The organism is Micromonospora sp. NPDC048907 (assembly GCF_055586885.1).
The window spans coordinates 577,237-595,675 of the sequence record NZ_JBVJHI010000004.1; the positions used below are offsets into that span (position 1 = coordinate 577,237).

The 18,439-nt window shown below is 74.6% G+C and carries 16 protein-coding genes and 1 riboswitch; of the genes, 7 read left to right on the top strand and 9 right to left on the bottom strand.

Features of this window, described 5'->3' with window-relative positions; translation table 11 throughout:
- Positions 1-145 precede the first annotated feature (145 nt).
- Positions 146-376 carry a hypothetical protein gene (locus tag ACZ6PY_RS16640; protein WP_466073562.1) on the bottom strand — a complete coding sequence of 77 codons (231 nt, stop codon included), beginning with the start codon at positions 374-376 and terminating at the stop codon, positions 146-148.
- A 209-nt stretch (positions 377-585) separates the two neighbouring features.
- Here ACZ6PY_RS16640 and ACZ6PY_RS16645 point away from each other — a divergent pair, with 209 nt between their 5' ends.
- From ACZ6PY_RS16645 to ACZ6PY_RS16660, 4 genes are all read left to right on the top strand, one after another.
- Positions 586-1,317 carry a histidine phosphatase family protein gene (locus ACZ6PY_RS16645; protein ID WP_466073021.1) on the top strand — a complete coding sequence of 244 codons (732 nt, stop codon included), beginning with the start codon at positions 586-588 and terminating at the stop codon, positions 1,315-1,317.
- Positions 1,301-2,164 carry an NAD(P)H-hydrate dehydratase gene (locus ACZ6PY_RS16650; protein WP_466073023.1) on the top strand — a complete coding sequence of 288 codons (864 nt, stop codon included), beginning with the start codon at positions 1,301-1,303 and terminating at the stop codon, positions 2,162-2,164. Before ACZ6PY_RS16645 ends, ACZ6PY_RS16650 begins: the two co-directional genes overlap by 17 nt.
- Positions 2,165-2,310: 146 nt before the next feature.
- Positions 2,311-3,786 (top strand): S8 family peptidase, encoded by a 1,476-nt coding sequence (locus ACZ6PY_RS16655; RefSeq protein ID WP_466073024.1) that lies wholly within the window; start codon positions 2,311-2,313, stop codon positions 3,784-3,786.
- 110 nt (positions 3,787-3,896) lie between these two features.
- The gene (locus ACZ6PY_RS16660) at positions 3,897-4,397 is read left to right on the top strand and encodes a hemerythrin domain-containing protein (RefSeq protein WP_466073026.1); all 501 of its coding nucleotides are present in this window, start codon (positions 3,897-3,899) and stop codon (positions 4,395-4,397) included.
- A gap of 61 nt (positions 4,398-4,458) precedes the next feature.
- On the opposite strand, the gene ACZ6PY_RS16665 is transcribed toward ACZ6PY_RS16660, so the two are convergent.
- Positions 4,459-5,265: an SDR family NAD(P)-dependent oxidoreductase gene (locus ACZ6PY_RS16665; RefSeq protein WP_466073028.1), complete on the bottom strand. Its 807-nt coding sequence runs from the start codon at positions 5,263-5,265 to the stop codon at positions 4,459-4,461.
- Between the two features lie 136 nt (positions 5,266-5,401).
- A riboswitch (ZMP/ZTP riboswitch) is annotated at positions 5,402-5,491 on the top strand.
- Between the two features lie 18 nt (positions 5,492-5,509).
- Here ACZ6PY_RS16665 and ACZ6PY_RS16670 point away from each other — a divergent pair.
- A complete protein-coding gene (locus ACZ6PY_RS16670; RefSeq protein ID WP_466073030.1) occupies positions 5,510-6,946 on the top strand; it encodes a glycine hydroxymethyltransferase in 1,437 nt (478 codons plus the stop codon).
- A 237-nt stretch (positions 6,947-7,183) separates the two neighbouring features.
- Here ACZ6PY_RS16670 and ACZ6PY_RS16675 read toward each other — a convergent pair whose 3' ends face one another.
- The 7 genes from ACZ6PY_RS16675 to ACZ6PY_RS16705 form a co-directional block, all read right to left on the bottom strand.
- Positions 7,184-8,830, bottom strand: coding sequence for a ribulokinase (locus ACZ6PY_RS16675; protein ID WP_466073032.1), 1,647 nt, complete (start codon positions 8,828-8,830; stop codon positions 7,184-7,186).
- A 41-nt stretch (positions 8,831-8,871) separates the two neighbouring features.
- Positions 8,872-9,123 (bottom strand): hypothetical protein, encoded by a 252-nt coding sequence (locus ACZ6PY_RS16680; protein ID WP_091258764.1) that lies wholly within the window; start codon positions 9,121-9,123, stop codon positions 8,872-8,874.
- 69 nt (positions 9,124-9,192) lie between these two features.
- Positions 9,193-10,506, bottom strand: a complete 1,314-nt coding sequence (locus tag ACZ6PY_RS16685) for an aminotransferase-like domain-containing protein (RefSeq protein WP_466073034.1) — start codon at positions 10,504-10,506, stop codon at positions 9,193-9,195.
- A gap of 1 nt (position 10,507) precedes the next feature.
- Positions 10,508-11,749 (bottom strand): alpha-hydroxy acid oxidase, encoded by a 1,242-nt coding sequence (locus ACZ6PY_RS16690; RefSeq protein WP_466073036.1) that lies wholly within the window; start codon positions 11,747-11,749, stop codon positions 10,508-10,510.
- Positions 11,742-12,725, bottom strand: a complete 984-nt coding sequence (locus tag ACZ6PY_RS16695) for an alpha/beta hydrolase (protein WP_466073038.1) — start codon at positions 12,723-12,725, stop codon at positions 11,742-11,744. The genes ACZ6PY_RS16690 and ACZ6PY_RS16695 overlap by 8 nt, the downstream gene beginning before the upstream one ends.
- Positions 12,722-13,945 carry a cytochrome P450 gene (locus ACZ6PY_RS16700; RefSeq protein ID WP_466073040.1) on the bottom strand — a complete coding sequence of 408 codons (1,224 nt, stop codon included), beginning with the start codon at positions 13,943-13,945 and terminating at the stop codon, positions 12,722-12,724. The genes ACZ6PY_RS16695 and ACZ6PY_RS16700 overlap by 4 nt, the downstream gene beginning before the upstream one ends.
- A gap of 61 nt (positions 13,946-14,006) precedes the next feature.
- Positions 14,007-15,290 (bottom strand): SGNH/GDSL hydrolase family protein, encoded by a 1,284-nt coding sequence (locus ACZ6PY_RS16705; RefSeq protein ID WP_466073564.1) that lies wholly within the window; start codon positions 15,288-15,290, stop codon positions 14,007-14,009.
- 358 nt (positions 15,291-15,648) lie between these two features.
- Here ACZ6PY_RS16705 and ACZ6PY_RS16710 point away from each other — a divergent pair, with 358 nt between their 5' ends.
- Both ACZ6PY_RS16710 and ACZ6PY_RS16715 read left to right on the top strand, forming a co-directional pair.
- A complete protein-coding gene (locus tag ACZ6PY_RS16710; RefSeq protein ID WP_466073041.1) occupies positions 15,649-17,217 on the top strand; it encodes a class I adenylate-forming enzyme family protein in 1,569 nt (522 codons plus the stop codon).
- Complete coding sequence (locus ACZ6PY_RS16715) at positions 17,214-18,437, top strand: MFS transporter (protein WP_466073043.1); 1,224 nt, start codon at positions 17,214-17,216, stop codon at positions 18,435-18,437. The genes ACZ6PY_RS16710 and ACZ6PY_RS16715 overlap by 4 nt, the downstream gene beginning before the upstream one ends.
- Positions 18,438-18,439: the final 2 nt, after the last annotated feature.

Here is an 18,439-nt window from a genome sequence, read left to right on the forward strand (position 1 = left end):
CGCCTCCCCGCGACCGGGCCCACCCCGGTGCGCCGGACGACATTCTGCCCGGTCGATGCCACTCCGCGCCGCCCGCCCGGCGTGGCGGGTACCGGACACGCCGGTGGCCGGGCGGGCGCACCCACCCGGCCACCGGCGCGTACGGTCAGCCGTTCTCCTTCTGGAGCCGGTCGGCGAGCATCTTCTTGCCCTGCTCTCCGGCCTTGCGGTTGTTCTCCTGGATCGCGCGGAACCAGGTGGCGAGCTCGGTGTCGCCCCGGTCCTCCGCGTCGGCGATGTACGTCTCCATCTGCCAGACGTGCTGGAGTGACATCTGCACCGCGTGGATCAGGTCGTAGTTCTTGTCCTTCACCGGGCTCGTCGGCTCTCGCACCATCGTCGCCACGGCACACCTCCCCTGGGTCGGCCCGCCCGCGTACGGGCCGACCGCGCTTACCCGCCCGGCCGCCGTTTCCCCTGGGTCGGCCCGCCCGCGTACGGGCCGACCGCGCTTACCCGCCCGGCCGCCGTTCACGCCCCGCGGGTGTGCCGGCCACCACCGACCGGCACGGTTACCCGCCGGAGCACCCGGGTACCGGAGGCCCCATGGCGGAACTGGCAGCCCTCTGGATCGTCCGGCACGGCGAGAGCACCGCGAACGTGGCGGCCACGGCCGCCGAGGCCGCGGGCGCCGAGCTGATCGACCTGACCCACCGGGACGCGGACGTGCCCCTGTCGCCCACCGGTGAGGAGCAGGCCCGGGCGACCGGGCGGTGGCTCGCCGGGCTGCCCGAGGCGCGGCGGCCGGACGTGGCGGTGGTGTCGCCGTACCTGCGGGCGGTGCGGACCGCCGAGCTGGCCCTCGCCGGCACCGGCGTGCCGGCGAGCCGCGACGAGCGGCTGCGCGACCGCGAGCTGGGCATCCTCGACGGGCTGACCGGGCACGGCGTCCGCCGGCGGCACCCCGACGAGGCGGCGCGCCGGGACCGGCTCGGCAAGTTCTACTACCGGCCGCCCGGCGGGGAGTCCTGGACCGACGTGGCGTTGCGGCTGCGTACGCTCCTCGGCGACCTGCGCCGGGACCACGCCGGCGGCCGGGTGCTGCTGTTCGGCCACGACGCGCTGGTCTTCCTGCTGCGGTACCTCGTGGAGGGGCTCACCGAGGTGGAGCTGATGGCGCTGACCCGGGAGCAGGTCATCGCCAACTGCTCGGTCACCGGCTGGTCGGCGGACGCCACCGGCCGGCTGACCCCGGACGTGTTCAACGACGTCTCCCACCTGCACCGGCAGGGGGCGCGTCCGACCAGGGAGGACGAGGTCCATGCCGAGCCGGTCTGAGGTCATCACCCCCGCGCTGCTGCGGGACTGGGCGCTGCCGGTGCCAACCGGCGGCAAGGAGGCCCGGGGCACCGTGCTGGTGGTCGGCGGGTCGCGGTTCACCCCCGGCGCGGTGCTGCTCGCCGGGGTGGCCGCGCTGCGCGCCGGCGCCGGTGTGCTGCAACTGGCCGCCGCCGAGTCCACCGCCGCCGCGCTCAGCATCCAGGTGCCCGAGGCGCTGGTGGTCGGCCTGCCGGAGACCGCCGACGGCGCTGTCCGGGGCGACCCGGGCGACCTGCTCGACGGCCTGATCGCCGAGGCGGACGTGGTGGCGGTCGGGCCCGGCCTCAAGGACATCGACGCCACCCGGGCGCTGCTGCACGTCGTCCTCGACGCGGCCGGCCCGGAGACCGGGCTGGTGCTCGACGCGTACGCCCTCGGCGCGCTCAGCCACGAGCCGGACCTGCTGGTCGGCTCGGGACGCAAGGTGGTGCTCACGCCCAACCTCACCGAGGCCCGGCACCTGCTCGACCGGGAGCCCGGCGACGACCTGGACGCCGAGGCCGTGCGACTGGCCCGCCGGTACGACGCCGTGGTCTCCCTCTACGGGCACATCGCCACTCCCGACGGGCGGGCCTGGCGGGAGGAGAGCGGCGACGCGGGCCTGGGCACCTCGGGCAGCGGGGACGTCCGGGCCGGGCTGCTCGCCGGGCTGCTCTCCCGGGGCGCCGAGCCGGCGCAGGCCGCCTGCTGGGCCGCGTTCGCCCACGCGGTGAGCGGGCAGCGCCTGGTCCCCCGGTACGGCCGGATCGGCTTCCTGGCACGCGAACTGCTCGACGAGATCCCCTACACGGTGGCCACCGTCTGACGGGTGTTGTCCGGCCGTTCAGGTGTGTGTAACACCACACCGACCGGCGGCGCTGATCCCTCGAAGGCGAGCAGCCTGCTCGTCCTCCGCCGGCCCGCTTCCCGCCAGGGAGCGGGTCCGACCAGATCGGCCCCCTGGGAGGCTGTGTGAAGAACCTCCGTCGCAAGACACTGGCCGCCGCGTCCGCCGCGACGCTCGGCGTCGGCCTCGCCCTCAGCGGTGGGCTGGCACCGGCGGCCGCCGCCGGACCGGACACCTCGTACCTGGTCCTCGCCCCGCAGGGCGCCAACACCAGCAAGGCCGCCGCCCGCGTGGCGGCTGCCAAGGGCACCGTCGTGGCCTCCTACGACCAGATCGGCGTGCTCGTCGTCCGCTCGACCAACCCGGACTTCGCCACGCAGGTGGCGGGGGCGGGCGTCGAGGCGGTCGCGTCCACCGCCGGCCTGGGCACCGCCCTCGACGAGGGCGAGACCGTGGAGGTCTCCGCGGCCGACGTCGCCGCCGCCACCGACGACCCGACCACCGAGCCGCTCTACGGCCAGCAGTGGGACATGGACATGATCCACGTGCCGCAGGCCCACGCGGTGAACAGCGGCAGCGCCAACGTCGTCGTGGGCGTGCTGGACAGCGGCATCTCCAGCACCCACCCGGACCTGGCGACGCAGATCGCCAAGGACAAGAGCACGTCCTGCGTCGGCGGTGTCAGCAACACCACCGAGGCGGCGTGGAACCCGACCACCAGCGACCACGGCACCCACGTGGCCGGCACCATCGCCGCCGCCGTCAACGGCGTCGGCGTGACCGGCATCGCGCCGGGCGTCAAGGTCGCCGCCGTGAAGGTGGTCAACGACGACGGCTACATCTTCCCGGAGGCCGCGGTCTGCGGGTTCCTGTGGGCCGCCGACCACGGGATGCAGTTGACCAACAACAGCTACTACATCGACCCGTGGGAGCTGAACTGCCGCAACGACGCGCGCCAGCGTCCGGTGTGGCAGGCCGTGCAGCGGGCGATCCGCTACTCGCAGTCCAAGGGCGTGCTCACCGTGGCGTCCGCGGGCAACTCCAACTACGACCTGGCCCACAAGATCACCGACACCGGCAGCCCGGACAACGGGACGCCGGAGAACCGCGAGAACCTCACCAACGCCTGCCTCGACCTGCCGGCCGAGGCGCCGGGCGTGGTGACCGTCTCCGCGGTGGGCCCGACCGGCGAGAAGAGCTACTACTCCTCGTACGGCCAGGGTGTGGTGGACGTGACGGCGCCGGGTGGCGACACCCGGTACCGGACGCAGGGTGCGCGCTCGACCACCACCGACGCCATCCTGTCGACCACCTTCAACACCGCCACCCGCACCAACGGGTGGGGGTACAAGCAGGGCACCTCGATGTCCGGCCCGCACGCCACCGGCGTCGCGGCGCTGGCCCTGTCGGCGCACCCGGGGATGACCCCGGGCCAGCTGGCGTCGTTCCTGGAGCGCACGTCGGTCGCGCGGTCCTGCCCGGCGGGCGTCTACAACCCGGTCCCGCTGCTGGGTGACGCCTACGACGCGACCTGCTCCGGCGGTGCGCGCAACTCGTTCTACGGCGCCGGCATGGTCGACGCGTTCAACGTGGTCAGGTAGCGGCAGCGCCATCGGTGGGGCCCGGCGACGAGTCGCCGGGCCCCACTCGTTTGTCCTGGTGGGGACGGGGGTACGGGGGCGACATCAACCGACTCTAGGAGGTACCCCCGGTGTCCACCGACGCGATCGTCCTGCTCAAGGAGGACCACAAGGAGATGCGCCGCCTGTTCAAGGCCTTCCAGGACGCCGAGGAGGGTCCGGCGGGCGAGCGGCAGAAGCTGGTGCGGCAGATCATCGAGGCCCTGACGGTGCACACCTACCTGGAGAACGAGGTGATGTACCCGGAGGTCCGCAAGCTCGTGCCGGACGTCGAGGACGACATCCTGGAGTCGTACGAGGAGCACCACGTCGCCGACGTGCTCTGCTTCGAGCTGTTCACCATGGACGCCGACGACGAGCGCTACAACGCCAAGACGACGGTGCTGATCGAGAACGTGCTGCACCACGTCGAGGAGGAGGAGCAGGAGTGGTTCCCCAAGGTCCGCGAGGCGCTCGGCCGTAACCAGCTCCAGGAGATCGGCCAGCGCATGATCGACCTGCGCCCGAAGGCCCCGAAGACGCCGACCGCCCCGAAGGCGCTGAAGAAGTCGCTCGACGCCGTCGTCGCCTGACCTCGGCTTCACCGGACGGCGGGACCCGGCCGGGGCCGGGTCCCGCCGCCGTGTACGCGGGTCAGCTGCCCGAGCCGGGCTCGGCCATCTTCCGGTGCTGCTCCGCCTTCAGCCGGTCCGGAACGATCTTGCCGGCGGCGGTCTGCAGCTTGTTGACGAACGAGCCGGCCGCCACCTTGTGCTCCCCCTTCATGAGGGCCTCGAAGGCGTCCTCGGCCACCGCGCGCGGGTCGTCCTTCTTCCCCTGGCCCACCCGGGTGTCCTCCATGTGGGCCCGCTCGAAGAACTCGGTGTCGGTGGGGCCGGGCATCAGCGAGGTGACCGTGACCCCGCTGTCCTTCAGCTCGTTGCGCAGCCCCTCGGCGAAGGACTGCACGAACGACTTCGAGGCGTTGTAGACGAGCTGGAACGGCCCCGGCATGGTCGAGGCGATCGACGAGGTGAACAGCACCCGCCCCCGCCCCCGCTCCACCATGCCCGGCAGCAGCCGCTTGGCCAGGTGCACGGTCGACCGCACGTTCAGGTCGACGATGTTCAGCTCGTCGCTCAGGTCGGTGCCGCCCACGAAGCTCCCGCCCGCGCCCCGGCCGGCGTTCAGCGCCAGGGCGTCCACCGGGCGGCCCAGCTCCGTCACGACCCGCGCCAACTGCTCCACCCCGTCGGGCGTGGCCAGGTCCACCTGCACCGGGTACGCCTCGGGGCCGCTGTCGCGGCGCAGGTTCCGCGCCGCCGTGGCGATCCCCGGGTCCTCGGCGGCGACCACCACGTCGTAGCCGTGCTCGGTGAACTGGGCGGCCAACTCGTACCCGATGCCGCTGGACGCGCCGGTCACCACGGCGAGCGGACGGTCGGTGGTCGGTGTGCTCATCCTCGGGTCTCCCTCCCTGGACGCGGGCCGCGTGGCCGGGCCCCTCCCCCGGGGGTTTGCCCAGCCCCGGGCCGCCCAACCCCGCCGGCACGCGGCGGAGGTGCACCCGCCCGGCTCCGGCGCACCCGGTAGGATCGGCGCGGGCCGTGACTGGCGCGTGGGGATGGAGAACCATCGGGAAGCGGTCCCGTCATGAGGACGCACGCCGAGCGCCTGGGCCTTCCGCACGTCACCTGGAGGTCGCATGTCGCTGAACGCCGAGTCCACCGCCTTCCGCAGTGCGCTGGAGGTGATCCGCGCCGTCGAGCCGCGGGTGGCGGACGCCATCGGGGCCGAACTGGCCGACCAGCGCGAGTCGCTCAAGCTCATCGCCAGCGAGAACTACGCCTCCCCGGCCACCCTGCTGGCCATGGGCAACTGGTTCAGCGACAAGTACGCGGAGGGCACCATCGGCCGCCGCTTCTACGCCGGCTGCCAGAACGTCGACACCGTCGAGGCGCTCGCCGCGGAGCACGCCAAGGAGCTGTTCGGCGCGGCCCACGCGTACGTGCAGCCGCACTCCGGCATCGACGCCAACCTGGTCGCCTTCTGGGCGATCCTGGCCGACCGGGTCGAGTCGCCGGCCCTGAAGAAGGCCCAGGTGCGCCAGGTCAACGACCTCACCGAGGCGGACTGGTTCGCGCTGCGACGGGAGCTGGGCAACCAGCGGATGCTGGGCATGTCGCTGGACGCCGGCGGCCACCTCACCCACGGCTTCCGGCCGAATATCTCCGGCAAGATGTTCGACCAGCGCAGCTACGGCACCGACCCGGCCACCGGCCTGATCGACTACGACAAGGTCGCCGAGGCGGCCCGCGAGTTCAGGCCGCTGATCCTGGTGGCCGGCTACTCGGCGTACCCCCGGAAGGTCAACTTCCGGATCATGCGGGAGATCGCGGACTCGGTCGGCGCCACCTTCATGGTCGACATGGCGCACTTCGCGGGCCTCGTCGCCGGCAAGGTCTTCACCGGCGACTTCGACCCGGTGCCGCACGCGCACATCGTCACCACGACCACCCACAAGTCGCTGCGCGGCCCGCGCGGCGGCATGGTGCTCTGCGGCCCGGAGCTGGCCGACCAGGTCGACCGGGGCTGCCCCATGGTGCTCGGCGGCCCGCTGCCGCACGTGATGGCCGCCAAGGCCGTCGCCCTGGCCGAGGCCCGCCGCCCCGACTTCGCCGGCTACGCCCAGCGGATCGTCGACAACGCCCAGGCGCTCGCCGAGGGGCTGCTGCGCCGGGGCGCGAAGCTGGTCACCGGCGGCACCGACAACCACCTGGTGCTCATCGACGTCACCGGCTACGGGCTCACCGGCCGGCAGGCCGAGCAGGCGCTGCTCGACTCCGGGATCGTGACCAACCGCAACGCCGTCCCGCAGGACCCGAACGGCGCCTGGTACACCTCCGGCATCCGCATCGGCACCCCGGCGCTGACCACCCGCGGCCTCGGCGGCACCGAGATGGACACGACCGCCGAGCTGATCCACACCGTGCTCAGCCAGACCACGCCGGGCGCGAACGCGGACGGCACCCCGTCCAAGGCCAAGTACGTCCTCGACCCGGCCCTGGCCGAAACGGTCAGCAAGCAGGCCAGCGACCTGCTGAGCGGCTTCCCGCTCTACCCGGCGGTGGACCTGGGCTGACCCCACCACGCAACCCCGACGCCCCGCCCGGCCCCCGGCCGAGCGGGGCGTCCGGCACTCCCCACCCCACCCCACCCCACCCCACCCCACCCCCGCCGCCGCCCCGCCCTCTCCGCGTTGATCATGAAGTTAGCGCCAACGGAAAGCGCGTTCCATGGCGCTAACTTCATGATCAACGGGGTGGGCCGGGGTGCGGGGTGGGTTGGGCGCGGGGTGGGTTGGGCGCCGGGTGGGGGGTCAGGTGGTGCGGTGGCGGAGGGTGTGCAGGCGGTGGAGGACGGTGGTGCCGCCGCGGCCGAAGTGGTCGTGCAGGGCGCGGTACTCGGCGTACAGCTCGTCGTAGGCGTCGGCGCGGGCCGGGTCCGGGTGCCAGGTCTCGCGGATCGCCGCGCCCATCACCGCCGACGCGCTCTCCACGTCCGGGTACGCCCCGGCGGCCACCGCCGCGTGGACGGCCGCGCCCAGCGCCGCCGGGTGCGCGGCGTCCACCACGTGCAGCGGGCGGCGCAGCACGTCGGCGTAGATGCGCAGGAGCAGCCGGTTGGCGGTGAGCCCGCCGGCGGCGGTCAGCTCGTCGACGGGTACGCCGGCGGCCTCGAAGGCCTCGACCACGGTGCGGGCGCCGAACGCGGTGGCCTCGAGCAGGGCCCGCCAGATCTCCTCCGGCCGGGTGGCCAGGGTGAGCCCGACCAGCACGCCGCTCAGTTCGTGGTCCATGAGCACCGACCGGTTGCCGCTGTGCCAGTCCAGGGCGAGCAGCCCGTGCCCGCCCACCGGCTGGTCGGCGGCGAGCGAGTCCAGCAGCTCGTGCACGGACATCCCGCGCCGGGCGGCCTCCTCGGCGTAGGGCGCGGGCAGGGCCCGTTCGACGTACCAGGCGAAGATGTCGCCGACCCCGCTCTGGCCGGCCTCGTAGCCCCACCGGCCGGCGGTGACGCCGTCCTCGACGACGCCGCAGACGCCGGGCACCTCGTGGCAGGTCTCCGCGTTCATGATCAGGCAGGTGGAGGTGCCGAGGACGGCGAGCATCCGCCCGGGCGCGACCGACCGGGCCGCCGCCGCGGTGACGTGCGCGTCGATGGCCCCGGCGGCCACCGGGGTCCCGGCGGGCAGGCCGGTCCAGCCGGCCGCCTCGGCGGTGAGGGCGCCGGCGCGGGCGGCCGGCGGCAGCAACGGCCCGTCGTCGATCTTCGCGAGCAGGTCCGGAAGGTCCGGGTGCAGCGCGGCGAGGAAGTCGGGGTCCGGGTAGTGGCCGTCCTGGCGGAGGCCCTTGAAGCCGGCGGCCGAGGCGTTACGCGTGGGACGGCCGCAGAGCCGCCGGACCAGCCAGTCGGCGGTCTCGACCCAGCGCTCGGCGCGGCGGAAGACCTCCGGGTCCTCCTCCAGCACCTCCAGGGCCTTGGCGAGCTGCCACTCGGCGGAGACCCGGCCGCCGTAGCGGGCCAGCCAGGGCTCGCCGCGCGCGGCGGCGAGGGCGTTGATCCGCTCGGCCTGGCGCTGCGCCGAGTGGTGCTTCCAGAGCTTCGGCCAGGCGTGCGGCCGGTCCCGGAACTCGGGCAGCCCGGCCAGCGGGGTGCCGTCGGCGCGGGCGGGCAGCACCGTGCAGGAGGTGGCGTCGAGGCCGATGCCGATCACCTCGGCCGGGTCGATCCCGGCGGCCCGGACGGCGGCGGGCACGGCGGTGCGCAGCACCTCGACGTGGTCGGCCGGGTCCTGCAGCGCCCAGCCGGGCGGCAGCGCACGCCCGCCGGGCAGCCGCTCGGTGATCACCCCGTGCCGGTACGCGTGCACGGCGCTGCCCCGCTCGGCGCCGTCGGCCACGTCGACCACCACGGCGCGCCCGGAGAGCGTGCCGAGGTCCACCCCGACGACGTACCGGCCCACCCGCTGCTCCTCCCCCGAACTGGGAGGATCACGCTAGCCGGTCAGCGCAGCGGGCGCTTGAGGTGGTAGCGGTGCACCTCGGTGCTGCCCTGCACGTTGTTCACGTCCTCGGCGGCGGAGACCAGCTCCCAGCCCTCCCGGCCGACGCGGTTGAGGTGGGCGATCGCGGTGTCGCCGTACGCTGTCACGTCGTTGCGGGACCCGTCCGGGCCGTACCAGACGAACGTGACGTGGAAATTGCGGCCCTGCCCCTGATAGCGGCGGACCAGCAACGCGTACTCCCAGGCAACCATCCGTCCATTATCAACGGTGGCCGCACCGCCCGGGAACACGGGTGGTGGCGGAACGACGACAGCGCGGGGTCAGGCCGGGGCGCCCACCGCGGACAGCTCGTCGGTGATCAGCGCGGCCAGCCGGTCCAGGCCCACGTCGATCTGCTCGGGGGTGACCGCGCTGACCGACAACCGCAGCGCGTTGACCGGGGCGCCCGCGTCGTAGAAGTGCGCCATGGGGGTCCAGAGCACGCCGTAGCCGCGGGCCGAGCGGTGCAGCAGCGCGTCGTCCACGCCGAACGGCACGGTGACCACCACGAAGAAGCCGCCGGCCGGGACGTTCCAGCGCACCGGCCCGCCGGCCGGGAAGCGCCGGGCCAGCCCGTCGGCCAGGTGCCGCAGGTTGCGGGCGTACGCGGCCCGCTCCCGGGCGGTGGCCGCCACCAGCGAGCAGTCGTGGGCCAGCAGCGCCCCGCCGATCACCGCCTGGCTGACCGGCGAGGTGTTCACGGTGACCATGCTCTTGATCTTGGCGAGCTGGTCGGCGAGCGGACCCACAGTGCCGTCGGAGCCGGCCACCCGCTGGTCGGCGACCACGTAGCCGACCCGGGCGCCGGGCAGCACGGTCTTGGCGAACGAGCCGAGGTAGACCACCCGGCGGCGGGTGTCCAGCGCCTTGAGGGTGGGCAGCCGGTCGGCGCCGGCGGCCGGGAACAGGCCGTACGGGTTGTCCTCGATCAGCAGCAGCTCCTCCTCGGCGGCCAGGTCGAGCAGCCGCCGCCGCTGGGCCAGCTCCATGCGCACGCCGGAGGGGTTGGCGAAGTCGGGCATCACGTAGCAGGCGCGCGGGCGCAGCCCCTCGGCGCGGGCGCGGCGCACCTGGGCGCGCAGGTCCGCCAGGTCGATGCCGTCCGGGCCGCCGGCGACGGGGCGCACCGGCAGGTCGACCAGGCGGGCCGCGCCGGTCAGCCCGACGTACGTGGGCGCGACCGCGAGGAGCACGTCCCCCGGCCCGGCCCGCAGCGCGCGCAGCACCAGGAACATCGCCTCCTGGCAGCCGACCGTCACCACGATCGCCTCCGGGTCGACGGTGAGCCCCTCGTCGACGGCCAGGTTGCGGGCGATGAGGTGGTGCACGATGCCCTTGGTCCGGCCGTACTGCAGCAGCGTCCGGTCGACCTGCGCGCGGCTCAGGCCCAGGTCGTCGGCGAGGTGCCGGCGGAAGGCGTCCAGGTGCGCGTGCAGCACCGCGGCGTCGAAGAACTCCTCGTACGGCCGGCCGGCGGCGAGCGACACGGCGTCCGGGTAGTGCTGCGCCACCTCGTTGAGGAAGTTCATCGAGTTCAACGCGGGGTCGTCCACGCTCGGGTGCAGGGCCGCGACGGTCAGGTCCACCGGCTCCACGTCAGCCTCCGATCAGGGTGCGCAGCTGGCGGGCGGCGGCCGGGTCGGCGCAGCCGCTGAGGAGCAACGCGTCGCGCAGCTCGGCGGCGAGCAGCGCCAGGGCCGCCTCCGCGCCGGCCCGCCCGCCGGCCGCGAGGGCCCAGAGCATCGGCCGCCCGACCAGCACCCCGGCCGCGCCGAGGGCGAGGGCGCGCAGCACGTCCGTGCCGCCGCGCACGCCGCTGTCCAGCAGCACCGCGCAGCGCTCCCCCACCGCGGCCACCACCTCGGGCAGCACGGCCGCGCTGCCCGGCGCGCCGTCGAGCTGCCGGCCGCCGTGGTTGGAGACCACCACCGCGTCGACGCCGAGCTCCGCGGCGCGGGCCGCGTCGCGCGGGTCCAGGATGCCCTTCACGAGCAACGGCACCCGGGTACGCTCCCGCAGCCACGCCAGGTCGGCCCAGCTCAGGGCGGGGGCGAAGACCGCGCCGGTGTGCACGGCCACGGCGGACACCCCGGGGGTGCCCTGGTGGGCCAGGTCGTCCCGGCCGCCGGGCAGGTTCGCCGCCGTGACGTGCGGCGGCAGGGCGAAGCCGTTGCGCACGTCGCGCAGCCGCCGGCCGAGCACCGGCACGTCGACGGTGACCATCAGCCCCGCGCAGCCGGCGGTCAGCGCCCGGTCGAGCAGGTCGGCGACCATGGCGCGGTCGCGCAGCCAGTAGAGCTGGAACCAGACGGTGCCGCCGGCCGCGGCGACCTCCTCGATCGGCGTGCTGGCCAGGGTGCTGGCCACGTAGGGCACGCCCGCCGCGCGGGCCGCCGCGGCGAGCCCCACCTCACCGTCGGGATGCAGCAGTTTCTGGTACGCCATGGGCGCGACGGCCACCGGCAGGGCGTACCGGCCGCCGGGCAGCGGGGCCGCGGTGGCCGGAACGTCCACCCCGGCCAGCATCCGGGGCAGCACCGCCACCCGGTCCAGCGCGGCCCGGTTCGCGGCCAGGGTGGTCTCGGTGCCGCTGCCGCCGGCCACGAAGTCCCACACGTCGGCGGGCAGCGCGGCCCGGGCCAGCCCGGCGAAGTCGGCCAGGCTCGCCGGCGGCGCGAACGCGGGCTCGGCGTGGGGGGCCGGGTCGGCGAGGTCGCCCGGTGGCGGCCCCGGCACCGCCGGCTCGGCGGCCCCCGCACCGGGTGGTGCGGCGGCCCTCCCGCCCGGACGCCGCCACGGCACCGCCGGCCCGGCGGCCCTGGTCGTCGGCTCAGCCATGCTCCGGTCCCTCCGCGGTCGCCCCGGCGGCCGAACCGACGGGCGCCAGGCCGAACCGGTCCCGCAGGAAGGCGGCGGCCTGCTCCTGCGCCCGCCGGCCGGCGTCGAACACCCCCGGCATGGCGAAGAACCCGTGGACCATGCCGTCGTACCGGGTCGCCTCGGTGGGCACGCCGGCCTCCGCGAGCCGGTCGGCGTACCGCTCGCCCTCGTCGCGCAGCGGGTCGTGCTCGGCGGTGATGACCAGCGCCGGGGGCAGGCCGGCGAGGTCCTCGGCGAGCAGCGGCGAGGCGAGCGGGTGGGCCGCGTCGCCGGGGTCGGCCAGGTAGTGCCCGCGGTACCACTCGACGGAGTGCCTGTTGAACAGCAGCGGGTCCTCGTCGCCGGCCGGCGCGCGGCGGGGCCGCTGGTCGGTGTTCGGGTAGACCAGCACCTGGGCGGCGAGCCGGGGGCCGCCGTCGGCGCGGGCCAGCAGGGTGACCGCGGCGGCCAGGTTGCCGCCCGCGCTGTCCCCGCCGACGGCCAGCCGGTCCGGGTCGACGCGGAACTCGTCGGCGTGCGCGGCCAGCCGGCGGACCGCCGCGTGGCAGTCGTCCACGGCAGCCGGGAAGCGGTGCTCGGGGGCCAGCCGGTAGCCGACGGTCACGGTCTGGCAGCCGGTGAGGTTGACCAGCCGGCGGCAGATCCCGTCGGCGGTGTCCACGCTGCCCAGCGTCCAGCCCCCGCCGAAGAACCAGACCAGGGTGGGCAGCGGCCCGTCGCCGGCCGGCCGGTGGATGCGCACCGGCAGCGGCCCGTCCGGGCCGGGGAGCTGCGTGTCGCGTACCTCGTGCACGGGCTCGACCGCGCCGGCGCCGGCGCGGATCGCGGCGAGGTCGGCGGCGCGGGCCTGCGCCAGGGTCTGGGTGTAGAGCGGCGCGGCGCCGGCGGCGGCGCGCGCGGCCCGCCACGCGACCACCTGCGGGTCGAGCGTCATCGGGCCTCCCCCGTCGTCACGAAGAGCTTGTCGATGCCGCGCAGGAAGAGGCTGCCGCTGTAGGTGTACGGCTGGGTGACGGCCAGCTCGGGGAAGCGGGCGAAGAGGCGGGGCAGCGCGAGTCGGCCCTCCAGCCTGGACACCGCCGAGCCGAGGCAGAAGTGCAGCCCGACGCCGAAGGCGAGCGACGGCGGGCCCGCGCGGTGCGGGTCGAAGCGGTCCGGGTCGGGGAAGCGGGCCGGGTCGCGGTTGGCCGCGGCGATCAGCAGCAGCACGTTCTCGTCCCGCGCGACCGGCACGCCGCCCAGCTCGGTGTCGTGCGGCGCGGCGCGGGCCAAAAAGTGCACCGGGCTCTCCATCCGCAGGACCTCGTCCACGCAGCCGCGGGCCAGCGCGTCGTCCCCGGGCAGTGCGGCCACCACGTCCGGGTGGGCCAGCAGCAGCGGCAGGCCGTTGCTGAACATGTAGACGGTGGTGACGAAGCTGGCGTTGAACAGCACGATGAGGTTGCTGATCAACTCCTCCTCGGTCAGCTCGACGCCGCCCGCGTCGAGCACCTCGACCAGCCCGCTGATCAGATCCTCCCCCGGCTGCTTGCGCCGGTGGGCCAGCAGCTCGCGGTAGTAGCCGCGCAGCTCGTCGGCGGCTTGGTTGGCCCGGGCCAGCCGCTCCGGCGTCTTGCCGGCCACGTCCATGTACTCGTCGATCCAGTCGACCCGCTGCCGGTACCAGGCCAGGTCCGCCTCGGGCAGGCCGATGAACTCGGCCATCACGAGCGCCGGGACCGGGTACGCGAAGTCGGCCACGAAGTCGACCTCGGCACCGTCGGCGCCGGCCTCGGCCATCCGGTCCAGCCGCTCCTCGACGATCCGGACGATCACCGGTTCCAGCGCGCCGAGCCGGCGCGGGGTGAATGTCCTGGCGAAGACCGCCCGCATCCGCGTGTGGTCGGGCGGGTTGACGAACATCATCGAGGTGAGGAAGGTGCGCAGGATCTCCTGGTCCTGCCAGCCGGGCGGGGCGCCCTTGTACCAGCCCGGGTCCCGCAGCACCCGGTCGACCAGGTCGTAGCCGCCGGACACGGCGGTGATCGTGCTGTGCTCGGCCCGCTTCGGGACCGCGGCGATCGGCCCGTGCTCGTGCAGGGCCGCGTACCACGGGTACGGGTTCTGCCGGCCCTCCTCGCTGTACAGGCCGGTCAGGATCGCGTCGACGTCCACAGTTTCCTCCCCAGGAAAGACGGTGGGGGCGGCGTTGGTGCCGACGCCGCCCCCACCGGTGTCACAGACCCAGCAGTCGCAGGGGCACGGCGTCGGCCATCGCCTGCGCGCCGGCGTCGTTCGGGTGGATGTGGTCCCCGGCGTCGTACGCCGGCAGCAGCCGGCTCGGGTGCGTCGGGTCGCGCAGCACGGCGTCGAAGTCGATCACCCCGTCGAACTCCGCCTGACCGGGGCCGCGCAGCCAGGTGTTGACCGCCTGCCGGGTCGCCTCCTTCTCCGCGGTCCACACCCCCGGGCCGCCGTTGCCCTCGTACGGGGTGATCGTGCCGACCAGGCTGGTCAGCCCGCGCTCCTGGACCTGCCGGTTGAGCTGCCGCAGCGAGGCGATGATGGCCTCCGCGCTGTCGCCGTTCATCCAGATGTCGTTGATGCCCAGGTGGGTGACGACGGTCCGCACCCCGGTCTGCGGGAAGACGTCCTCGTTGAGCCGGGCCAGGGCGTTCGGGCCCAGCTCGTAGTAGCCGGGGAAGTCACCCGCGCCGGGCTCGGTGCCCTCGTGGTTGAGCCGGTTGCCGGAGAGGCTCAGGTTGAGCACGCCCGGGGTGCGCACGTCGGGGCGGGCGTCGATGAGCCGCCTGGCCAGCAGGTCCGGCCAGCGCCGGTCGGCGTTGACGGTGCTGCCGTTGCCGTCGCCGATCGAGTCGCCGAGGACGACCACCGAGCCGGGGCTGAGCCGGCGTTCCACGTCGATGCCGGACAGGAACATCCAGCAGCAGTTGGGCCGGGTGGTGAAGCCGGCGCCGCCGGCCGCGGTGGTGAGGTCGGTGGCGCCGATGAAGTTGGTGACCCGGGACTGCCCGTGGAAGGTGACCGGCCCGGTGAGCACCGGGAAGTACAGGGTGACGACCAGGTCCTCCTGCTCGGCCACCCGGTAGGACAGCGGGTCGCTGAGCAGCTCGGCGCCCTTGTTGACGGTGGCCGAGGAGGCCCCCTGGAAGGTCAGCTCGCGGACGCTGGCCGGGTCGACGTCGGACAGGTCGTCGGGCGTGGCGGTGTTGGGGCGGGCGACGGTGGCGTGGCCGACCTTGACGGCCTGCTCGCCGTAGAGGTTGGTCAGCCGGACCCGGAGGCGGTCGCCGCCGACGGTGGTCTGCACCGGCATCCGGATGCTCTGGTTGTTCAGGCCGGTGTTCGTCAGGCCGACGGTGTTCCCGCGGGTCACCGCGGCGGCCCAGGTCCCGGCCCACTCCGCCCGCCCGTGCCGGGCGCTCTCGGTGTCGGTGGGGCCGGCGCTCGCGGTGACCGCGGGGGTGCCGGCGATCAGCAGCGTTGCGGCGGAAGCTATGACGTGCCATCTCTTCGGGGTCGGCATTGATCCTCCATCGTTGGCAGCCCCGGGCCGCGGCGCGATCGGCGCCGCCGCCGGGCGATGGACCGGAAACTAACCGTCGGCGGTGACGAGCGTCAATCAACCTGATCGACATGATCAAATGTCTTCGGGGTGCCGGCGAACGCCGTTCGGGCGCTGTCCTCTCCGGACCGGCGCTGCCTAGGCTCGGCACTGGCGGCGGTGCGGTCGCCGACCCTGGCACCTGCCGTCGCGTCCCGGCTCCGACCTGCCCGGACGCCGCCACGGCGGTCGTCGTGGCACCGCGCCCCGGTGCCAACGCCGACCGTCCCCGGACCACGATGGGGGCTGCCCGATGACCGACCGGCCGAACTACGTGCACGAGGCGCTGGACCTGTTCGCCGGGTTCGGCGACCGGGAGGCGCTCGTCGGCGGGGGCCGCCGGCTCACCTACCCCGAGGTCGCCGCCGAGGTGCGCGGCCTGGCCGGCGCGCTGCTGCGGCACGGCGTACGCCCCGGGGACGCCGTGCTCGTGATGCTCGGCAACACCCTGGAGGGGCCACTGCTCCAGCTCGCGCTGCACCTCCTGGGCTGCCGGAGCATGTGGGTCGCCCCGGTCACCTCCCGCCGGGAGATCGACGAGTTCGTCGCGCTGGCCCGGCCCGACGCGTTCGTGCACGACCCGCGCGACCCGCTCGGCGCCGGGATCGCGGCCGGGCTGACCGTACCGGTGCTCTGCCTCGCGCCCGGCGGCGCGGGCCCGGACCTGACCGCCGCCGGCGGCGAACCGGCCGACCTGCCCGCCGCGCCGCCCGCCCCGGAGTCGTTCCTCCAGACCAGCGGCACCACCGGCACACCGAAGCTGGTGCACCACCGGGAGAGCTTCTACCGGCAGATACTCGCCCTGGCCGCCGACTTCCGCTCGGCCGGCTTCCCGCTGCTGCGGCACCTGTCCCACTCGCCCATGTGGCTGGCCAGCGGCCAGATCACCACCCTGTTCAACCTGTTCACCGGCGGGGTGCTGTTCCTGCGCGAGCAGTGGGACCCGGCCGCGTTCATCCGGACCGTGGACGCCGAGAAGCTGACCTCCACGTTCGTCACCCCGCCGATGCTCTACGAGGTGCTCGACCACCCGGCCCTCGACGGCGCCGACTTCTCGGCCATGTTCATGTTCAACGTGGGGGCCGGGCCCGCCGCGCCCGCCCGGCTGCGCCAGGCGATCGCCCGCTTCGGCCCGTGCCTGCGCATCGTGTACGGGCTCAGCGAGGCCGTGGTGATCTGCGCCCTGCCCGGGCTCACCGAGGACCCCGAGCACCCGGAGCGGCTGCGCTCGTGCGGCCGCCCGTACGGGGACGTGGCCGTGGAGATCCGCGACGCCGACGGCCGCGTGCTGCCGGCCGGTGTGGACGGCGAGGTGTGGGCGCGCACGAAACTGAGCTTCGCCGGCTACCACGGGCAGCCGGAACTGACCGCCGAGACGCTCGTCGACGGGTGGGTGCGCACCCGCGACATCGGCCACCTCGACGACGACGGCTACCTCTACCTGGTCGACCGGCTCCAGGACCGGATCCTCACCCGGCAGCGCAGCTGGCCGATCTACTCCCGGCCGATCGAGGACGTGCTCGCCGCCCACCCCGAGGTCCGCGCCGCCGCGGTGATCGGCGTGCCGGACCCGGTGGCCGGGGAGCTGCCGCACGCGTACGTGGTGGCCGCACCGGGGGCCACGGTGACCGGGGAGGAGCTGATCGCGCTGGTCACCCGGGAGCTGAGCGAGACCTGGGCACCCGGCGCGGTGGAGTTCCTGGACGCGCTGCCGCTGAACCGCTCCGCCAAGGTCGACAAACGCGCCCTGCGCGCCCGGTACGCCGCCGACCACCCGGCCGACGCCGAGTCGCTGGGCACGGCCGTCGGCAGCCCGGCGTGACCCCGCGCCGGGAGCTCTACACGCTGGTCGGCGCCGACCTGCTGTCCAACCTGGGCACCCGGATCTCGGTGGTGGCGATCCCCTGGCTGGTGCTGGAGACCACCGGCAGCCCGACCCGGATGGGCCTGGTCGCGGCGGCGGAGACCCTGCCGTACATGCTCTCCAGCGCGCTGGCCACCCCGTGGGCGGACCGCTTCGGGGTACGCCGCACCTCGGTCGCCGTGGACGCGGCCAGCGCGGCCGCCATGGCGGTGGTGGCGCTGGCGCCCTGGCTGGGGTTCGGCACGCTGCTGGTGCTGGTCGCGGTGGCCGGCGGGCTGCGCGGCATCGGCGACCGGGTCAAGCACGTGCTGTTCAAGCCGGCCGCCGAGCGGGCCGGGGTGCCGCTCATCCGGCTCACCTCCGCCTACGACGGGCTGGCCCGGGGCATGACGCTGTTCGGCGCGGTGCTCGGCGGGTTGCTCATCGACTGGGTGGGGGTGACCCGGGCGATCTGGATCGACGCGGCCACCTTCGCGGCGTGCGCGCTGGTGATCGGCCTGCTGGTCCGGCCGCCCGCCCCGGCCCAGCCGGCGCCCCGGGAGAGCTACCTGCGGGCGCTGCGCGGAGGCTTCGCCTACCTGCGCACCGACCGCACGCTGCTGACCATGCTGATCGTGGTCTCCGCGTCGAACATGTTCGCCAACGCCAGCGTCGCCGTGTGGATCCCGCTTTGGGTGGACCGGGTGCTCGGCGACCCGGCCGGGTTCGGCCTGCTGCTGGGCGTGTTCTCCGCCGGCGCGCTGCTGGGCAACCTCCTCTTCACCGTGGCCGGCACCCGGCTGCCCCGGGGGACGACGTTCGCGCTGGGGCTGGCGCTCAGCGGCGCGCCCCGGCTGCTCGCCCTGGCGCTCAGCGACGACCTGGTGGTGGTGCTCGTCGTGACGTTCGTGTCCGGCATCGCCATCGCGGCCGTCAACCCGCTGCTGGGCGCGGCCCTCTACGAGCGGGTGCCGGAGTCGTTGCAGACCCGGGTGCTGGGCATCGCCGGCTCGGTGGCGTTCCTGGGCCTGCCCGTCGGGGCGCTGCTCGGCGGCTGGTCGGTGGCGGTGCTCGGGCTGACCCCGGCGCTGCTCGTGATGGCGGTGGCCTGCCTGGTGCTCACGGTGGCGCCGCTGCTGGTGGCCCGCCCGCCCGCCGATCGGCCGGCGGCGGAACCGGTGGCCTCCACCCCGGCCTGAGT